Raw genomic sequence first — 17,148 nt, forward strand, 5'->3', positions numbered from 1 at the left:
GCCGCACAATCAGTGCTTGAACGTGTCCTTGATCTTCTCCTTGGCCTGGCGAGCGTCGCCTTTGGACTGTTCTGTTTTGCCCTCGGCGGTCATCCGCTCGTTGCCGACCGTGCGGCCGGCCGCTTCCTTGGCCTTGCCCTTGGCCTGCTCCATCTTGGCCTTGGCCTTCTGGTCTTTCGCCACGATCGTTCACTCCCAGCGTCGACGGCGTTCGCTGTCCCTCCCCGGGTGGCCCTACGGGCGAAGCACAAACGTCGCTCAGCCCCTGCGGTGGACCGGGTGCCCCGGGTCACCGTCAGACTCATCCGCCCCTGGCCGGGTGCGTCGGCGGGCCGACGAGCGGGCCGGGTTCACAGGCGACAAAACCGCCACACGTTGTCCTCGCGGTGACCGTCCTCGCCGCCGGGCGAGACACAGGGGCGCCGCACCGTCTCAGACGTCTCGACCGTCCAGCGCCCGTCCGGCAGCGCCAGTTCGGCGAGGACGCTCTCACGCGTGGGGAAGGTGTGCGCGAAGGGGGGTTCGGTCTGCCAGGACGGCCAGCCGGCGTGCATCACGACCAGGAGCGTGCCGCCCTCGGCGACGGCCTCGGCGGCACGCCTGAGCACGGTCCGCTGGTCGAGGCCCACGGGCGACTGCAGGTACTGGGCGTTGACCAGGTCGAAGGTGCCCTCGGGGAAGGTGTGGCCGAGTTCGTGCCGTTGCCAGGCGGTGCGGTGGCCCACCCCGGCGTCCTCGGCGTGCCGGGCCGCGCGTTCCAGGGCGGTGGGCGAGATGTCGACGCCGGTGACCCGCCACCCCTCGGACGCCAGCCACACGGCGTCGGCGCCTTCCCCGCAGCCCAGGTCCAGGGCCGTACCGGGCCGCAGGCCGGTCGCCTCACGGACGAGCAGGGCGTTGGGGCGGCCGCTCCAGACGCGGTCGGTGTCGCGGTAGCGGGCCTCCCAGAAGGCGGCGGGTTCGGTGGGCGCGGGCAGTTCGGTCACGAGGTTCCTCACGGGGGACACGGCGGGTCGGTGCCGCTGGGGCACCCGGGATCCGAGCCTGTCCCGGTCGGACGGCGCTCGACAAATGTCGTTGCCGATACCGCAAACGCCCCCTTTTCGGCCCTGTCGTACGGTGGTGGCCGTGCAGACCAGCGACCAGGGGCCCGAGGCCGCGGCGACCCGGTGCACCGGGCGGGCGGCGACCGGCGTCCGGGTCGTGTCCGGAGCGCTCGCCGAGGTCACCCTCGACGACGGGCGGGTCGTGATGGTGAAACGCCAGGACGCTCCCGGCGGCGCGGGCGCCGAGGCGGCGGGACTGCGGTGGCTCGGCGCGGCGGGCGCCGTGCGGGTCCCCGCCGTGCACGGTCAGGACGGGCGGTGGCTGGTGACCGCCCGGGTGCCGGCCGGGCGGCCGAGCGCGCGGACGGCGCTGCGGTTCGGGCGGGAACTGGCCGCGCTGCACTCCTGCGGCGCTCCGGCGTTCGGGGCTCCGCCGCCGGGCGGTCCGGCCGACGCCTCGATCGGGCTCGCCCCGATGCGCAATGTGCCGGGCCCCGACTGGCCCCGCTGGTACGCCGAGGACCGCGTCCTGCCGTATCTGCGGCGTGCCGTGGACGACGGCACGCTGCGCGCCGCCGAGTCGCGCGTCGTGGAGCGGGTCTGCGAGCGGCTCCCGGAACTCGCGGGGGACGCCGAACCGCCCGCCCGCCTGCACGGCGACCTGTGGCACGGCAATGTGCTGTGGGGCGCCGACGGGCACGCCTGGCTCATCGACCCGGCCGCGCACGGCGGGCACCGCGAGACCGACCTCGCGATGCTGCGCCTGTTCGGCTGCCCCCGTCTCGACGAGGTGTTCCAGGGCTACGAGGAGAGCGCACCGCTCTCCGCCGGCTGGCGCGACCGCGTCGCCCTGCACCAGCTCTTCCCGCTGCTGGTGCACGCCGTGCTCTTCGGCCGGTCCTACGCCGTGCGGGCGCTGGAGGCGGCGGAGACGGCCCTGGTCCGCTGACGCGACGGGGCCGCTCTCCGGCCGTGGGAGCGCCCGGGATACAGTTCCGCCTTCGGCCGAGAGGAGACACAACGGTGCGGGTCGGGGCGGGAAACGCGTGGCCGGGGCTGGTCCACGTGGCGCTGGTGGCGGGGCTGTTGACGGGCTGCGGGGCGGCGGACGAATCCGACGCGTCCGCGAGCGCGTCGGCGGCCGGAAAGGCCGAGGGGGCGGACGGCTCGGACTCGGCCGGCGGCGGCATCGAGAGCGGCGGCACGATCGGCGCCGCGGGCTCCGCCTGTGAGCTGCCCGTCACCTTCGACATCGCGGCGAAGTGGAGCGCGGAGTCCGTCAGCGTCCCGGGTGACGGCGTGGCCGAGGACCTCGCCGACATGATGTGGCGGCAGGGGCCGGTCACCGCCGCCTGCGAGGTGGACGCCAAACCCGCCGGGCACATCGGGTTCCTCCGCGTCTGGACCGGCCGGCCGGGCGAAGCCGACGCGCGCACCGTGCTGGAGGGGTTCGTCGCCGCGGACACGGGCGCGGGCGCGGGGACCTACCGGCCGTTCGCGGCGGGCGGTCTCACCGGCACCGAGGTGGAATACCTGTACACGAGCGAGCTGATGGAAGAGACCAAGACGGAGCGCGCGCTCGCCGTGGTGACGGCCGAGGGGCCGGTCGTCCTGCACCTCGGCGGGATGGACACCGCCGAGCACGAGGCGATGCTCCCGGCGTACGAGCTCGCGAAGCGGACGTTGCGGGCGTCCTGACCCTCGCGCCCGCCGGTGCGGGCCACTCGTCGCGTGCTCCGGCGGACCGGCGCCGTCCGGACGGGTTCCGTGCGGCGGCCCACGGCGTGCGCTGCGGGCTCGCTCCCGACCGGGTGCGGGCACGGGGCTCCGTGCCGCGTTCTCGCGGTGCCGCCCGCGCGGCGCCACACATGCAGGGCCGGTGACCGACCCGACGACATCGCCCCGCTGCTCGCCGCCCGCAGGCCCGGCGAGCCGGGCCCGTTCCCGGTCGGGCGAGGCAGGTCGGGCGAGGCAGGTCGGCACCGCCGCGCCGTCCGGGAAACGAGGCCCGACGAGGGCGCCTTCGGGTCCCGTCACATGGCACGAGCGGATCACCACACCGCGTGACTTCCCTCGCCTCCTCGGGCTCGGGAGTGTAGACAGGGCACATGGTCCGCCCCATGGGCCGCTCGCGGACTCGGCCCACCCGTCCCCCCGCAGCAGAGCACGCCGCACGCACGCCTGTTCCAGGGCCGGGCGAGCGGTGGGAGCGGTCTGCCGCGAACGGCGGGCCGGACGGGCCCGGGGGCGGCGGCCGTTCGCGGTGGAGTCCGGCCGCGGCGGTGCGTTCCGCGCTCAGCGGGCGCAGCGTCGCGGGGCAGGTGTTCTTCTTCCAGGTCCTGATCGTGCTGCTGCTCGTGGTGGTGGCCGTGGTGGCACTGGTCCTGCAGAGCCGCAGCGACAGCACCGAGGAGGCCCGCAACCGGTCCCTGGCCGTCGCCGAGACCTTCGCCAACGCGCCGGGCACCCGGGAGGCGCTGGAGAGCCCCGACCCGTCGGCCGTCCTGCAGCCGAGCGCCGAAGCGGCCCGCAAGGCCACCGAGGTGGACTTCATCGTCGTGATGAACACTGAAGGGATCCGCTACTCGCATCCGATCCCGGACCGGATCGGAGAGCCGTTCGTCGGCACGCTCGGGCCCGCGCTGGCCGGGGGGACCGTGGTCGAGGAGATCGAGGGGACCATCGGCCCGCTGGTGCAGGCCGTGGTGCCGGTGAAGGACCCCGACGGCAAGGTGGTCGGCCTCGTGTCCGCCGGCATCACCACCGAGCACGTGGGCGGCGCGGCCAACCGGCAGCTGCCGCTGCTGCTGTTCACCGCGGCGGCCGGGCTGGTCATGGCCACGGCGGGCACGGCGCTGGTGAGCCGGCGACTGCTGCGCCAAACCCGGGGCCTCGGTCCGCGCGGGATGACCCGGATGTACGAACACCACGACGCTGTGCTGCACGCGGTCCGCGAGGGCGTGCTCATCGTCGGCGCCGACGGCGACCTGCTGCTCGCCAACGACGAGGCCCGTCGGCTGCTGACCCTGCCCGACGACGCCGAGGGCCGCGGGGTGGACGACCTCGGACTACCGGTGGACATCGCCGAGCTGCTGGCGTCGGGGCGGGTCGTCACCGACGAGGTACGGCTCGTCAAGGACCGGCTGCTGGCGATCAACCAGCGGCCGACCCATCTGCGGGGCGGCCCGCACGGCAGCGTGGCGACCCTGCGTGACTCGACCGAACTGCGGGCCCTGTCCGGCCGGGCGGAGCTGGCGCGCGAGCGTCTCGACATGCTCTACGCGGCCGGCGCGGGCATCGGCACCAGTCTGGACGTCACCAGGACCTCCGAGGAGCTGGCCGATCTGGCCGTGCCCCGCTTCTCGGACTTCGCGACCGTGGACCTCTTCGACTCCGTGCTCAGCGGTGAGCAACCCGAGGCCGGCACCGGGATGCGCAGGACGGCCCTGGCGGGCGTACGCAAGGATCCGCCGCTGTACCCGGTGGGAGAGCGCATCCGGTTCGTGGCCTCCTCGCCGCAGGCCCGCAGCCTGGGCGCCGGCCGGGCGACCCTGGAGCCGCGCCTGCGGGACGCGCCGGGCTGGCAGGCGCAGGACCTCGAACTCACCTCGCAGGCCCTCGACTACGGAATCCACTCGCTGATCACCGCGCCGCTGCGGGTGGGCTCCCTGATCCTCGGCATGGTCACCTTCTGGCGCGGGTCGGGCTCCGCGCCCTTCGACGCGGAGGACCTGACCCTCGCCGAGGAGTTGGTCGCGCGCGCCGCCGTGTCCATCGACAACTCACGCCGCTACACGCGCGAGCACACGATGGCGGTGACGCTCCAGCGCAGTCTGCTCCCGCGCAGTCTCCCCGAGCAGAGCGCGCTGGAGATCGCCTACCGGTATCTGCCGGCCCAGGCCGGGGTCGGCGGCGACTGGTTCGACGTGCTGCCGCTGTCCGGTGCCCGCGTCGCCCTGGTCGTGGGGGACGTGGTGGGGCACGGACTGCACGCGGCGGCCACGATGGGCCGGCTGCGCACCGCGGTCCACAACTTCTCCTCCCTGGACCTCGCTCCCGACGAACTGCTCGGGCTGCTCGACGAATTGGTCGGCCGGATCGACCAGGACGAGGAGGCCGAGGGCGGCACCGCGCCCGTCACCGGCGCGACCTGCCTCTACGCGATCTACGACCCGGTGGTGCGGAACTGGGCGATCGCCCGCGCCGGACATCCCCCGCCGGCCCTGGTCCGGCCCGACGGAACGGTGGAGTTCCCCGAGGTGCCCGCCGGTCCTCCCCTGGGTCTGGGCGGTCTGCCGTTCGAGACGGTAGAGATCGAGGTCGCGGAGGGCAGCCGGCTGGTCATGTACACAGACGGGCTGGTGGAGGACCGGGAGCGTGACATCGACGTCGGCCTCGAACTGCTGCGCACGGCGCTGGAGCAGGCCGGGCCGTCGCCCGAGGACACCTGCCGGGCGGTGCTGGACAGCCGTCTGCCGGCCCGGCACAACGACGACATCGCCCTGCTGGTCGCCCGCACCCTGGCCCTGGGGCAGGACCGGGTGGCCGCCATCGACGTGCCGCCTGATCCGGCGGCCGTGGCCGAGGTTCGTGCCGCGGTCACCCGGCGCCTGTCGGAGTGGGGCCTGGAGGACCTGGCGTTCACCACGGAACTGATCCTCAGCGAACTGGTCACCAACGCGATCCGCTACGGCGGCACGCCGATCAGGGTGCGGGTGCTGCGGGACCGGAGCCTGATCTGCGAGGTGTTCGACGGCAGCAACACCGCCCCGCATCTGCGGTACGCGGCCATGACCGACGAAGGCGGACGCGGACTGTTCCTGGTCGCGCAGCTCGCCGAGCGCTGGGGCACGCGTTATCTGCCGGGCGGCAAGGTGATCTGGGCCGAGCAGCCGTTGCCGTGAGCTGAGTCCCGCCCTGGCCCCGCCCGAGGGCGTGCGTGCTGTTCGCAGCCCGTGTGCGACGGGGAACACGACGGGGATCCTCCCGCCGGCCGCGCCCTCGCGACGGGGCCCGCCCCACGCGCCTCGGTCACACAGGCGGACGTCGAACGGAACCGCCCTGAACGCCAGCCCGCGCCACCCCTTCCGCCGCGTAGAAGTATCTACCAGCATGCATATGCCAGACCGGCTCGGACCGGGACCGGACGGACATCACGCGGAGCGGAACATGAGCGATCTCGGCTGGACGCGCGGAGTGGAGTGGCTCGCCGCCGCCGCGCCCGATCCCCGGGCGTGCAAGCGGGACTGGGACCGGGGCGAGGGCGTCGCCCTGCTGGAGGCCGGACGCTTCTGGGACGTGCTGAGCGTTCCCGACCGGCTGGGCCTGCTCGCGCTGGATCTGCTGTGGCGTCCCGCGCTGCCGGTGCCCGGGCCGACGTTGGTGGACATCGCCGCCCACCGGGTCGGCTTCTTCCTGCCGCCGGACCCGGACAGCGAGTGGATCGGCGCCGGCCTGCGCAACGCCGGCCGCGGGGCGTGGGTGGCGGTGCCGCCGCCCTACCGGTCCACCCGGTGCCTGGAGTGGCTGATCCCACCCGACGGCACCGGCGCGCTGCACTCGCCGGGCACGCTGGAACTGGCGCTGCGTCAGGCGAACGGCAGCCTCACCGTGGCGGCGCCGCTGTGCGGCACCTGACGCCGCGCCCTCGCGGATCAACTCGCCTGCTCTGCTTGGCATTTCAGACAGTTGCCACAGAAGCGAACAGAGAGCGGACGGATTCGGAGCCAAGTCCCACCTCACCGTGCGAGATCGGTCGCTGACGGTTGTACTGTGCTCCGAGCGCCTCGCCCCGGGGCCCCGAATTCCGCTCTGCCCGACCCCCCTGGAACCGCTTCGATGATCGAACTACCGGACCTTGCCGCCGGTGTGCTCGCCGCCGGCACACTGTCCGCGCTCGCCCTCGGTGGCGGGCTCGTGCGGTCCCGCCGCCGACAGGCCCGGCAGCGGGCCGAGATCGCGTCGTTGCGCCGCGAACTCGACGGCAGTCTCAACGCCTTCACCGCGGAGCTCGGGCACCTCGCCGCGCAGCGCATGCCGGCGGCCGCCCGACGGCTGGAACGACCGCATCTCGTGGTCCCCGGCCTCCGGCAGCCGCACCTCTCGGACACACCGCTCGGTGGCGCGCTGGACGACGTGCTGGTGGCGCTGCGCGCGGAGCTGATCTCCCAGCGCACCCGCATCGACGCCGCCGCACAGGCCGGGATGCGGGGCGCCACCCGGGAGATCCAGGCAGCCCTGTACCGACTGCAGGACGGTCTGCGCGCACTGCAACAGCGTTACGAGGACCCCGAGTTGGCGCAGACCCTGTTCGAGCTCGACCACGAGAACGAGCAGTCGCTGCGCCGCGCGCAGATCGCGGCGGTGGTGTGCGGGGCCTGGGTGGGACTGGCCCGCGAGGAGTCCCACCTGGTGGACGCGGTGACGGGCGGTCAGGCCCGGCTCGCGCGCTACCACCGGGTACGGGTCAACAACCATCTGGAGCCCGGCACGGCCCTGGTGTCCCACGCCGTCGAACCGGTCGCCATCATCGTCGCCGAACTGCTGGACAACGCGCTGCGGCACTCCTCGCCCGACACCGACGTGACGGTCAACCTGGAGCACGTCCACCACGGGGCGTGCGTCACGATCGACGACGCCGGGCTCGGCATGACCCAGGACGAACGGTCGCGCGCCCAGGGTCTGGTGGCCGGTGCCGCGCCCATCCTGCTGACCGACCTGGGCGATCCCCCGCGCATGGGCCTCGCGGCGATCGGCCAGCTCACCCGGCAGTTCGACCTGAGCGTGGACCTGTCCTCGCCCTCCCCGTACGGCGGGGTGCGCGCCGTGCTGCTGGTCGACAGCCACCTCCTGAGCCGCGTCGACCCCGAGGAGCGGCCGCCCGCGGCCAGCGCCGCGCGCTCGACCCACCGGGCCGGGCGGGAGACGCCCGCCCCGGCTCACGCGTACGGCACCGAACCGGACGACGCCGGCTCCGGCGACGTACCCGAGCACGACGGACCGCGGGACGCCGGGGGGCTGCCCCAGCGGCGACGCCGCGCCACCGCCACCGCCGCCGCCACCTCCTCGCCCCGCGCACCTGCGCTGCGGCCCGAGGAGGCGGCGGCGGCACTGGGGGCACTGCAGTCCGCCACGGCGGCGGCGCGGGCCGACGCCGCGGACGGCGGGCCCGGACGGGCCGACGAATCGACCGGCGACACCGAACAGACCGACTACGAAGGGGGAGCAGCTCGATGACCAGCAGCCGCGATGCGGGCGACACGGCGTGGGTGCTCGATCCGATACTGGAGGTACCGCACGTCGTGGCCGCCGTCCTGCTCACCCGGGACGGCCTCGTCACCGGGTACACCGACGCGCTGTCGCAGCCGTCGGCCGAGCGGGTGGCCGCCATCACCAGTACCGTGCAGGGGGCCTGCCGTACGGCCGCGGCGGCGTTCGCCGACCGGGAACGGGCCGAGATACGCCAGGTCGTCATCGAGTCCGACCACGGCTACGTGCTGATCGTGCCGACGGACCACGGCACCGTCGTCGCCGCCCACGGGGACACCGAGGTGCGCCTGGACCTGCTGGCGCACCGCGTGCACTCGCAGGTGGCCCGACTCGGCGAGAAGGCTATGGCCGCGGCGCCCCGAGGAACCGACGGCGGCCCGTCGGCATGACCCGCCGACCAGGCGGCCGCCCCCTGGTTCCCGCTTATCTGTCGACGGGCGGCGTGGCCCGGCCGAGCCGTTCCCGGCTGGAGCGGCTCTCGGTGCTCACCGGCACCGGCGAGGCTCCGCCGGCGGACCTGCCGAGCGCTCAACTGGCGCTGCTGGACAAGCTGGCCGACGGTTCGCTGACGGTCGTGGAGGCGGCGGCGCTGCTGCGGCTGCCGGTCTCCGCGGTGCGGGTGCTGGCGGCCGGCCTCGTCGACCGGAACCTGGCCCTCGCCCGCCCACCGATCCCACCCGCCGAACGGTTCGACCCCGACCTGCTGAAGAGAGTGGCCGATGGCCTCCGCGACCTCAAGCACAACTAGCGGCATCCACCTCCCCGACAGCGCCCGCGAACTGGTGAAGATCCTGGTCGCGGGCCCGTTCGGGGTGGGCAAGACCACCCTGATCGACTCGGTGTCCGAGATCCGGCCGCTGCACACGGAGGAGCACCTCACCGAGGCGTCCACGTCCGTGGACGACCTGGCCGGCGTGCGGGAGAAGGCGACGACCACCGTCGCCATCGACTTCGGCCGGATCAGCCTGAGCAGCGGGATCGTGCTGTATCTGTTCGGCACGCCCGGACAGGAACGGTTCCGCTCCCTGTGGGACGACATCGCCTACGGGGCGCTCGGGGCGCTCGTACTGGTGGACAGCCGCCGGATCGACGCCTCGTTCGACGTGCTCGGGCTGGTGGAGGAGAGCGGGCTGCCGTACGCGGTCGCCTTCAACGCCTTCCCCGACGCACCGCGCCACCACACCGAGGAGCAGCTGCGCGCCGCACTCGACCTGGATCCGGGCACACCGATGGTGTCGTGCGACGCCCGCGAGCGCGACTCCTCCCTCGACGCGCTGCTCGCCCTGGTCCAGCATCTGATCGACCGCCACCCCCCGGAGTCCCGGTGACCACACATCCCCCCGCCCAGGAGGCGTTCTCCCGCTCGGTGCCCGTGCGGCTGTGGGAGAACGGCTTCGCCCTGGATCCGTACCGCTACTACGCCGACCTGCGCGCCCAGGGCCCCATCGGCTGGGCCGAACTGGTTCCGGGCGTCCCGGCGTACGTCGTGGTCGACCGGCGGGCCGCACTGGACCTGCTGCACGACACCGAGACGTTCTCGCGCGACCCGCGGCCCTGGGAGGCGACCGTCGCCGACGACTCGCCGGTGCTCGGAATGATGCGCTGGCGACCCAACACCCTTTTCGCCGACGGCGCCGACCACGTGCGCTACCGCACGGCGCTGATCGACACCTTCGACCTGATCGAGCCGCACGACCTGCGGGAGCGGGTGCACCGCGCGGTGCATCTGCTGGTGAGCCGGTTCGGGCCACGTGGCGAGGCGGATCTGGTGGCCGACTTCGCCCGCCCCCTGATGGCGCTCGTCTTCAACAGCCTCTTCGGGTTGCCGGACAGCGCGAGCGAATGGCTCGACGGCGCCCTCGCCAAGGTGATCGAGGGCGGCACCGAGGCCGCCGAGGGCGAGGCGGAGTACGGCGCCTACGTCATCGGGCTGATCGCCGCCAAGGTCGAGCAGCGCGGCGACGACGTGCCGAGCCGGTTCCTGGACCACCCGGCGGGCCTCACCCCCGACGAGGTCACCTGGCAGGTGTTCCTCACCCTCGCCGCCGGACACGAGCCGACCTCGAACCTGGTGTCGAACGCGCTGTCCCGGATCCTCGGCAACACCGCCTACTACTCGACGCTGACCAACGGAGCCCGGCCCGTCATGGACGCGGTGGTGCAGGTGCTGCACCACGAGACGCCGCTCGCCAACTTCGGTATCCACTTCGCCCGCAGACCGGTCTCCTTCCACGGCGTGTGGATCCGGGCGGCGGTGCCGGTCGTCATCTCCTACGGGGCGCTCGCGCACTTCGCGGAGCAGGAGCACGGCGACGCCCGGCGCCCCGGGGACGCCTCCCATCTGTCCTGGTCGGCCGGCCCGCACGCCTGCCCCGTCAAGCAGCACACGCTGCTCATCGCCACGGAGGCGATCGAGCGGCTCACCCAATGGCTGCCCGACCTGGAGCCCCTCGTGCCCCGAGACCGCCTGACCTGGCGCCCCGGACCCTTCCACCGGTCGCTGACCGCGCTGCCCGTGCGCTTCACCCCCCGCTCCCCCGACCAGCCAGGAGACCGCCCGTGACCGTGACCGAGCGCATCGCCATCGACCCGTTCGGTGCCGACATCGCCGCCGAGACCGCCCGGCTGCGCGCCCTCGGTGCCGTGGTGCCGGTGGAGCTGCCCGGGGGCATACCGGCCTGGGCGCCCACCGGCCACGACGTGCTCCGGGAGCTGATCCTCGATCCGCAGGTGAGCAGGGACCCGCGGCTGCACTGGAGGTTGTGGCCGGAGCTCGGCGAACACCCCTCCTGGGGCTGGATCCTGGGCTGGGTCGGCGTGGTCAACATGCTCTCCACCTACGGCGCCGACCACGCCCGGTTGCGCACACTGGTCTCGCCGAGCTTCACCCACCGGCGCACCGAGGCGATGCGGCCGCGCGTCGAGGCGGTCACCACCGAGCTGATCGACGCGCTGGAGAAAGCCGGGGCCGACGGTCGTGCGGTCGACGTGAGGGCGGGGTTCGCCGAGGCCCTGCCGATGCGGATCATCTGCGACCTGTTCGGCGTCCCGGACGGGATGCGGGCCGACACCAGGCGGATGATCGCGGCGATCATGGACACCTCCGACCCCAGCCCGGAGCACGCGGCGTCCGTGCAGCGGCAGATCGGCACGGTGCTGCCGGCGCTGATCGCGCACCGCAGCGAGCACCCCGGCGACGACCTCACCACCGAGCTGCTCCGGGTGCGCGACGAGGACGGCGACCGGCTCAGCGACGAGGAACTGCTGTACACGCTGCTCCTGGTGATCGGCGCCGGCTTCGAGACGACGGTGAACCTGATCGGGAACGCGGTGGTCGCCCTGCTGCGGCAACCCGAGCAACTGGCCGCGGTGCGGGCCGGGGAGATCACCTGGGACGCCGTGGTGGACGAGACCCTGCGGGTCCATCCGTCCATCGCGTCGCTGCCGCTGCGGTTCGCCGTCACGGACGTCAAGGCCGGCGGCGTCACCATTCCGGCCGGGGACGCCATCCTCACGACGTACGCCGCCGCCGGTCTCGACCCCGCGCGCTACGGGCCGGACGCGGACGTCTTCGACGCCCGGCGGGGCGCGGACGACCATCTGGCGTTCGGGATCGGTGTGCACCGGTGCATCGGGGCGCCGCTGGCCCGGCTGGAGGCGCTGACCGCGCTGCCCGCGCTGTTCGAGCGCTTCCCGGAGATCCGGGCGGCCGAGGGCGAGCTGCGGCAGGTGCCGTCGTTCATCGCGTTCGGCTGGCAGGAGGTGCCTGTACGGCTGCGGGGCTGACGCGGGGCACCGCCAGGGGCGCGACCGGTCCCCCGTTCCGGTCGTGCCCCTGCGGCTCGCCTCGAACCTACGCGCACGGTCTGCGCGTTGTGAACCGCGTCCATGCCCGTTCGGTCGCCGCGAGGACTCAACCGTGCACAGGTGCGTCCGGATGGCCCGAATTCACCCCGTGCAGCACGGGCGGGTCGAGGTCACCCAGCGCCAGATGGGCGAGCACGACCTCGTAGAGGTCACTGCCCCCGGCCAGAAGTTGCCGTTCGAGGACGGGCTCGGCGCTGCGCACATGCTCGCGCACGGTCTGCGCGTGGACGCCCAGGAGGTGCGCGGCGCGTTCGGCGTTGCCGCCGGCCGCGATCCAGGTGCGCAGCGTGCGGCGCGGGTTGCGGGTGTCGGTGTCCAGGCGGCCGAGCAGCTCGCCGGCCCAGGCGCGCAGGGCGGGACCCGCCAGCAGATCGGTCAGCCGGGTGTCCGCCCCGCCGCCTCCCTCCGGCAACTGGGCCCCGCAGGCCTGGGTGTTGAGGGCCAGATGGACGGTGGCCCGGACGGTCAGGTCGGACAGGTCGGTGCCCAGCAGGATCTCGGCGCGTTCCATCCGGGCGCGGACGGTGTTGCGGCTGACGCCGAGGACCGCGGCCGCGTTGACGGCGGTGAACTCCAGCCCGAGCCGGGTGGTGGCGAGGAGTTCGGCACGGGTGTGGTGCGCGAGCACGTCGAGCGGGCGCAGGACGCGGGCCGCCCAGTCGCGCAGGGCGGCCGGGTCCATGAGCCGTTCGGGGTGCGTGCGTTCGGCGTAGACCGCCGCCCGGTCCGGGCGGAAGTGCGCGACGGCGAGGGCGCTGACGGCCTGTCCGTACGCGGTGGCGGTCTGCGCGAGGCTCTGCCGGGCACTGCCCCCGAGGAAGGTGCCGGGGCGGTCGCCGACCAGCGCGCGCAGTTCCGCGGCGGCGGCCTCGCCCGGCGTCACGACGATCACGTGGGCGTCGACGGCCGGGCAGCGCACGACGAGGGCCCGCTCCGACGTGGCCCTGACGCACTCCTCGGCGAGCCGGTCCCGGTCCTCGGTGCGGCTCTCCGCGACATGGACGCAGGCCGTGTCCGTGTCGAGGAGACCGGGCCAGAGGCCGGCGGCGACCCGGCGGGCGGAGACCGTGTCCTCGACCATCAGAAGCTGCAGGATCGCCAGCCGCAGATCCGATGTGGCGCGCCGCAGCCGGTGTCCGGCGGCCACGGTCTCCCGGTCCCGCAGCAGGAGTTCGAGCACTCCGGCGGTGTGGGTGACGATGTCCGCGGTGCGCCGGTCGAAGGGCCCGGGCCGGGCGACGGCGAGGACGCCCGCGGTGGCGGGGTGCGGGAGTTCGACCCTGACCAGCCGAAGGTGGCGTTCATGGTCCTGGAGCGCGGCGGAGGCGAGTCGCCCGGCGGTGATGTCGGCGACCAGTGCCTCGTCGAGGGATGTGCGGGTACCGGCCAGGAGGTTGCCGGCGTCGTCCTGGAGCGCCACGTCCGCCCGCGCCGCGCCGGCCAGCCAGGCGACCACCTTCCGGACGTCGCGCCCGGACGGCCGCAGATGGTCGAGCAGTTCCTGCGCCCACGTCACGCCCACGCCGTCCGCCCGCTCCGCGCGACGGCCCTGGCCCTCTCGCCCGGCCACGTCGTCTCCCCGTCCCTTCGCCTCGCTTTGCGCCCGCACCGGGCACATCGGTCGGGGACCTTACCTCAAGGTGGGCCACGGAGGGCCCGCGGCTTTCGCGCGCCGCACGGACGGGCGGGGAAGGGGGCGTGGACCGGACAGCGCACGGCACGCCGAGAAGCGGAGCGGAGCGCGTGCCCCTCGCCGGGGACAACGGGCTCTCGCCGTCCCCGGCGGTGGCCGAGGACAGCGCCCGCGCCCCGCCTCGGCAACGAGCAACGGCGCCGCCCCCACCTGCGGTGACAAACGGCAGCACTCCCCCGCCCCCGGCGACGAACGGCAGCACTCCCCCACCCCCGGCAACAGACAGCAGCGCCCTTCCCGCGATCGGCAAGAGACGACCAGACCTCGCCCGTTGCCCCTCGCCCCTTGCCTCGGGGCAGGAGCCGGCCGCGCCGAGCCGGGCCCACTCGACCGGGGCGCCCTCCGGGCCCGCCCCACGGACCCAGGCAGGCACCGCCGCCCCGACCCGCTCGTTCGGCCACTCCCGCTCCCCGGGCATAAGCTCGGCAGATGGCGAAGTACTACGACGTGCACCCCGACAACCCCCAGCCGCGCACCATCACCCAGATCGCCGACAGTGTCCGGTCGGGGGCGCTCATCGCGTACCCCACCGACTCCTGTTACGCACTGGGCTGCCGGCTGGGCAGCAAGGACGGCACCGACCGGATCCGGTCCATCCGGCGGCTGGACGACCGGCACCACTTCACCCTCGTGTGCCAGGACTTCGCGCAGCTCGGCCAGTTCGTGCGGGTGGACAAGGACGTGTTCCGCGCGATCAAGGCCTCCACCCCCGGTAGCTACACGTTCATCCTGCCCGCGACGAAGGAGGTGCCGCGCATGCTCCAGCACCCCAAGAAGAAGACGGTGGGCGTGCGCATCCCCGACCATGTCGTCACCCAGGCGCTCCTCGCCGAGCTGGGCGAGCCGCTGCTGTCCAGCACGCTGCTCCTGCCCGACGAGGACGAGCCGATGACGCAGGGCTGGGAGATCAAGGACCGGCTCGACCACGTCCTCGACGGGGTGGTCGACTCCGGGGACTGCGGGACCGAACCGACGACGGTGATCGACTTCTCGGAGGGCGAGGCCGAGATCGTACGGCACGGTGCGGGCGACACCACCCGGTTCGAGTAGCGCGGGCAGCGCCGGTTGCCGGGCCGCGTGAGTAGCCCGGGCAAACGGCAAAGGCGGGCGGGTCGGCCGACCACGAGCCGTCCCTGCCACCCGAGCAGGTCCAGCGGCCGCAGGAGGCGCTGACGAGGGCGGGCGTGCGCCACCGCTGCGAGGTCCACCCGGACGCTCCGCACGGTTTCACGATGGCGGCGGCGCCCGCGACCGGGCGGCGCCGCCTTTCCGTTGTCGAAGTCATTGACATGCTCGCGCCCCAGCGCAAACCTGAGAGCGCTCTCACAACCAGGTACGGACCAACTCCCCCCACACCGCACGGAGGTGGAGAGTGCTCGCACGCCTCACACACCGGCTCCTCACGGCAGCCGCGGCGTCCACCCTGCTCGGCGCGCTGCTCACGTTCGGCGCGTCGGCGCCCGCGGACGCCGCGGTCCCCGCCACCATCCCCCTGAAGATCACCAACAGCTCCGCCCGGGGCGAACAGGTGTACGTCTACACCCTCGGTACCTCGCTGACGACCGGTCAGCAGGGCTGGGCCGACGCGGGCGGCACCTTCCACGCCTGGCCTGCCGGCGGCAACCCGCCCACCCCGGCACCGGACGCGTCGATCCCCGGCCCGGCCGCCGGGCAGACCAAGACGATCCGCATCCCCAAGCTCTCCGGCCGGATCTACTTCTCGTACGGCCAGAAGCTCGACTTCCGGCTCACCACCGGCGGCCTGGTGCAGCCGGCCGTGCAGAACCCCAGCGACCCGAACCGCAACATCCTCTTCAACTGGTCGGAGTACACGCTCAACGACTCCGGTCTGTGGCTCAACAGCACACAGGTCGACATGTTCTCGGCGCCGTACTCGGTCGGGGTTCAGCGCGCCGACGGCAGCGTGGCCGGCACCGGCAAGCTGAAGTCCGGTGGCTACACCGGGGTGTTCAACGCACTGCGGGCCCAGCCGGGCGGCTGGGGCGGCCTGGTCCAGACCCGCCCCGACGGCACGGTGCTGCGGGCGCTGTCACCGTTGTACGGACTGGAGACCGGAGCCCTTCCGGCCTCCGTCATGAACGACTACATCGACCGCGTCTGGCAGAGGTACACCACGACGACGCTCACCGTCACCCCGTTCTCCGACCAGCCGAACACGCGGTACTTCGGGCGGGTCTCCGGCGGCGTCATGAACTTCACCAACGGTTCCGGTGCGGTCGTCACCCGTTTCCAGAAGCCCGACGCGAGCAGTGTCTTCGGCTGTCACCGACTGCTCGACGCCCCCAACGACCAGGTCCGCGGGCCCATCTCCCGCACCCTGTGCGCGGGCTTCAACCGCTCGACGCTGCTCACCAACCCGAACCAGCCGGACACCTCGTCCGCGAACTTCTACAAGGACGCGGTGACCAACCACTACGCCCGGATCATCCATGACCGCATGGCCGACGGAAAGGCGTACGCCTTCGCCTTCGACGACGTCGGCCACCACGAGTCGCTGGTCCACGACGGCAACCCGCAGCAGGCGCATCTGACGCTGGACCCGTTCAGCTGACGCGGGACGCCTCTCACCACCGGCCGGGGCCGCCGAGGCCCCGGCCTTCGCCGTGCCGTCGCGGCGTCAGTGCACCACCGTGAAACTGCGCCACAGGCCCGTGGAACGGACCACGTCGTCCGACGTCTCCGTGGGCAGGTACACGCTCTCCCCGCCCCGCGGCTCGGAGCAGTCGGGCGTCGTGTACAGGATGATGTCGTTGAGCGTTCGATTGTTGACGTGCACCACCCCTTCACGGAAGCGGTGACACCCGTCGACCGACGGGTCCGTGAGCATCTCGACAGTCTCGCGCCCGGTACGCAGCTCGATCGTGCCGAGCGCGTGGTCCTCGCAGGCTGTCACCACGAGGCCGAGCACCACGACGCCGGTGAGCGCGGTCAGCGACCGTCTGGCGGCCATCGAACCTCCTGTGCGTGGCGAGGAGCCGGCTGGAACGTCGTCCCGGCAACCACTATCCGTCGGCGTCGGCGGATGCGCCCGGCGAGGGCGGCCGTTGCGGGGACGCCTACGGGCGGTGCCGGCCTCGCACCCGGCGCGGTCGGACGTATCAGGTGATAGTGGGGGTCTCGGTCCGACCTGCCGGACCCGCCGCAGGCCGACGAACCCGGCGCCACCGTCGACGCGTCCGGCAGCCAGGGACACCTCCAGGCGGCGGCGCTGCGCGCGGGACGGGAGCGTCAGGCACCGGGCGGCGCGCCGGA

At 73.5% G+C, this 17,148-nt stretch carries 16 protein-coding genes; 12 read left to right on the top strand and 4 right to left on the bottom strand.

Translation table 11 applies throughout. From position 1 onward, the window contains the following. Positions 1-9: 9 nt before the first annotated feature. On the bottom strand, positions 10-183 hold the full coding sequence (locus ACWCPM_RS17280; protein WP_450977015.1) for a CsbD family protein: 174 nt from the start codon (positions 181-183) through the stop codon (positions 10-12). Positions 184-350: 167 nt separating this feature from the next. After that, positions 351-986: a class I SAM-dependent methyltransferase gene (locus ACWCPM_RS17285; RefSeq protein WP_450977016.1), complete on the bottom strand. Its 636-nt coding sequence runs from the start codon at positions 984-986 to the stop codon at positions 351-353. 142 nt (positions 987-1,128) lie between these two features. On the opposite strand from ACWCPM_RS17285, the gene ACWCPM_RS17290 reads away from it, so the two are divergent. The 10 genes from ACWCPM_RS17290 (at position 1,129) to ACWCPM_RS17335 (ending at position 12,101) form a co-directional block, all read left to right on the top strand. Next, positions 1,129-1,995 carry a fructosamine kinase family protein gene (locus tag ACWCPM_RS17290; RefSeq protein WP_450977017.1) on the top strand — a complete coding sequence of 289 codons (867 nt, stop codon included), beginning with the start codon at positions 1,129-1,131 and terminating at the stop codon, positions 1,993-1,995. Between the two features lie 74 nt (positions 1,996-2,069). Then, positions 2,070-2,744: a lipoprotein gene (locus ACWCPM_RS17295; protein ID WP_450977018.1), complete on the top strand. Its 675-nt coding sequence runs from the start codon at positions 2,070-2,072 to the stop codon at positions 2,742-2,744. 422 nt (positions 2,745-3,166) lie between these two features. Next, on the top strand, positions 3,167-5,950 hold the full coding sequence (locus tag ACWCPM_RS17300; protein ID WP_450977019.1) for a SpoIIE family protein phosphatase: 2,784 nt from the start codon (positions 3,167-3,169) through the stop codon (positions 5,948-5,950). A 265-nt stretch (positions 5,951-6,215) separates the two neighbouring features. Further along, positions 6,216-6,683 carry a hypothetical protein gene (locus ACWCPM_RS17305; protein WP_450977020.1) on the top strand — a complete coding sequence of 156 codons (468 nt, stop codon included), beginning with the start codon at positions 6,216-6,218 and terminating at the stop codon, positions 6,681-6,683. Between the two features lie 201 nt (positions 6,684-6,884). After that, on the top strand, positions 6,885-8,282 hold the full coding sequence (locus ACWCPM_RS17310) for an ATP-binding protein (protein WP_450977021.1): 1,398 nt from the start codon (positions 6,885-6,887) through the stop codon (positions 8,280-8,282). Further along, positions 8,279-8,704 carry a roadblock/LC7 domain-containing protein gene (locus ACWCPM_RS17315; RefSeq protein ID WP_450977022.1) on the top strand — a complete coding sequence of 142 codons (426 nt, stop codon included), beginning with the start codon at positions 8,279-8,281 and terminating at the stop codon, positions 8,702-8,704. Before ACWCPM_RS17310 ends, ACWCPM_RS17315 begins: the two co-directional genes overlap by 4 nt. Next, positions 8,701-9,063, top strand: a complete 363-nt coding sequence (locus ACWCPM_RS17320; protein WP_450977023.1) for a DUF742 domain-containing protein — start codon at positions 8,701-8,703, stop codon at positions 9,061-9,063. The genes ACWCPM_RS17315 and ACWCPM_RS17320 overlap by 4 nt, the downstream gene beginning before the upstream one ends. After that, positions 9,035-9,643 carry a GTP-binding protein gene (locus ACWCPM_RS17325; RefSeq protein ID WP_450977024.1) on the top strand — a complete coding sequence of 203 codons (609 nt, stop codon included), beginning with the start codon at positions 9,035-9,037 and terminating at the stop codon, positions 9,641-9,643. Before ACWCPM_RS17320 ends, ACWCPM_RS17325 begins: the two co-directional genes overlap by 29 nt. Continuing rightward, on the top strand, positions 9,640-10,878 hold the full coding sequence (locus ACWCPM_RS17330; protein ID WP_450977025.1) for a cytochrome P450: 1,239 nt from the start codon (positions 9,640-9,642) through the stop codon (positions 10,876-10,878). The genes ACWCPM_RS17325 and ACWCPM_RS17330 overlap by 4 nt, the downstream gene beginning before the upstream one ends. Beyond that, complete coding sequence (locus ACWCPM_RS17335; protein WP_450977026.1) at positions 10,875-12,101, top strand: cytochrome P450 family protein; 1,227 nt, start codon at positions 10,875-10,877, stop codon at positions 12,099-12,101. The genes ACWCPM_RS17330 and ACWCPM_RS17335 overlap by 4 nt, the downstream gene beginning before the upstream one ends. A 127-nt stretch (positions 12,102-12,228) precedes the next feature. On the opposite strand, the gene ACWCPM_RS17340 is transcribed toward ACWCPM_RS17335, so the two are convergent. Then, on the bottom strand, positions 12,229-13,752 hold the full coding sequence (locus tag ACWCPM_RS17340; RefSeq protein WP_450977027.1) for a helix-turn-helix domain-containing protein: 1,524 nt from the start codon (positions 13,750-13,752) through the stop codon (positions 12,229-12,231). A gap of 552 nt (positions 13,753-14,304) precedes the next feature. Here ACWCPM_RS17340 and ACWCPM_RS17345 point away from each other — a divergent pair. Together ACWCPM_RS17345 and ACWCPM_RS17350 are read left to right on the top strand one after the other, a co-directional pair. Then, a complete protein-coding gene (locus tag ACWCPM_RS17345) occupies positions 14,305-14,925 on the top strand; it encodes an L-threonylcarbamoyladenylate synthase (protein ID WP_450977028.1) in 621 nt (206 codons plus the stop codon). A gap of 322 nt (positions 14,926-15,247) precedes the next feature. Beyond that, positions 15,248-16,447: a glycoside hydrolase family 64 protein gene (locus ACWCPM_RS17350; RefSeq protein WP_450977029.1), complete on the top strand. Its 1,200-nt coding sequence runs from the start codon at positions 15,248-15,250 to the stop codon at positions 16,445-16,447. A 66-nt stretch (positions 16,448-16,513) separates the two neighbouring features. Here ACWCPM_RS17350 and ACWCPM_RS17355 read toward each other — a convergent pair whose 3' ends face one another. Next, on the bottom strand, positions 16,514-16,846 hold the full coding sequence (locus tag ACWCPM_RS17355) for a hypothetical protein (RefSeq protein ID WP_450977030.1): 333 nt from the start codon (positions 16,844-16,846) through the stop codon (positions 16,514-16,516). Positions 16,847-17,148 lie beyond the last annotated feature (302 nt).

Source organism: Streptomyces sp. NPDC002309, assembly GCF_053593375.1.

Bases quoted from the DNA above. Each gene is read 5' to 3' on its own strand.
- ACWCPM_RS17355 (WP_450977030.1), bottom strand. From the start codon at position 16,846: ATGGCCGCCAGACGGTCGCTGACCGCGCTCACCGGCGTCGTGGTGCTC.
- ACWCPM_RS17310 (WP_450977021.1), top strand. From the start codon at position 6,885: ATGATCGAACTACCGGACCTTGCCGCCGGTGTGCTCGCCGCCGGCACA.
- ACWCPM_RS17325 (WP_450977024.1), top strand. From the start codon at position 9,035: ATGGCCTCCGCGACCTCAAGCACAACTAGCGGCATCCACCTCCCCGAC.
- ACWCPM_RS17300 (WP_450977019.1), top strand. From the start codon at position 3,167: ATGGGCCGCTCGCGGACTCGGCCCACCCGTCCCCCCGCAGCAGAGCAC.
- ACWCPM_RS17315 (WP_450977022.1), top strand. From the start codon at position 8,279: ATGACCAGCAGCCGCGATGCGGGCGACACGGCGTGGGTGCTCGATCCG.
- ACWCPM_RS17320 (WP_450977023.1), top strand. From the start codon at position 8,701: ATGACCCGCCGACCAGGCGGCCGCCCCCTGGTTCCCGCTTATCTGTCG.
- ACWCPM_RS17345 (WP_450977028.1), top strand. From the start codon at position 14,305: ATGGCGAAGTACTACGACGTGCACCCCGACAACCCCCAGCCGCGCACC.
- ACWCPM_RS17305 (WP_450977020.1), top strand. From the start codon at position 6,216: ATGAGCGATCTCGGCTGGACGCGCGGAGTGGAGTGGCTCGCCGCCGCC.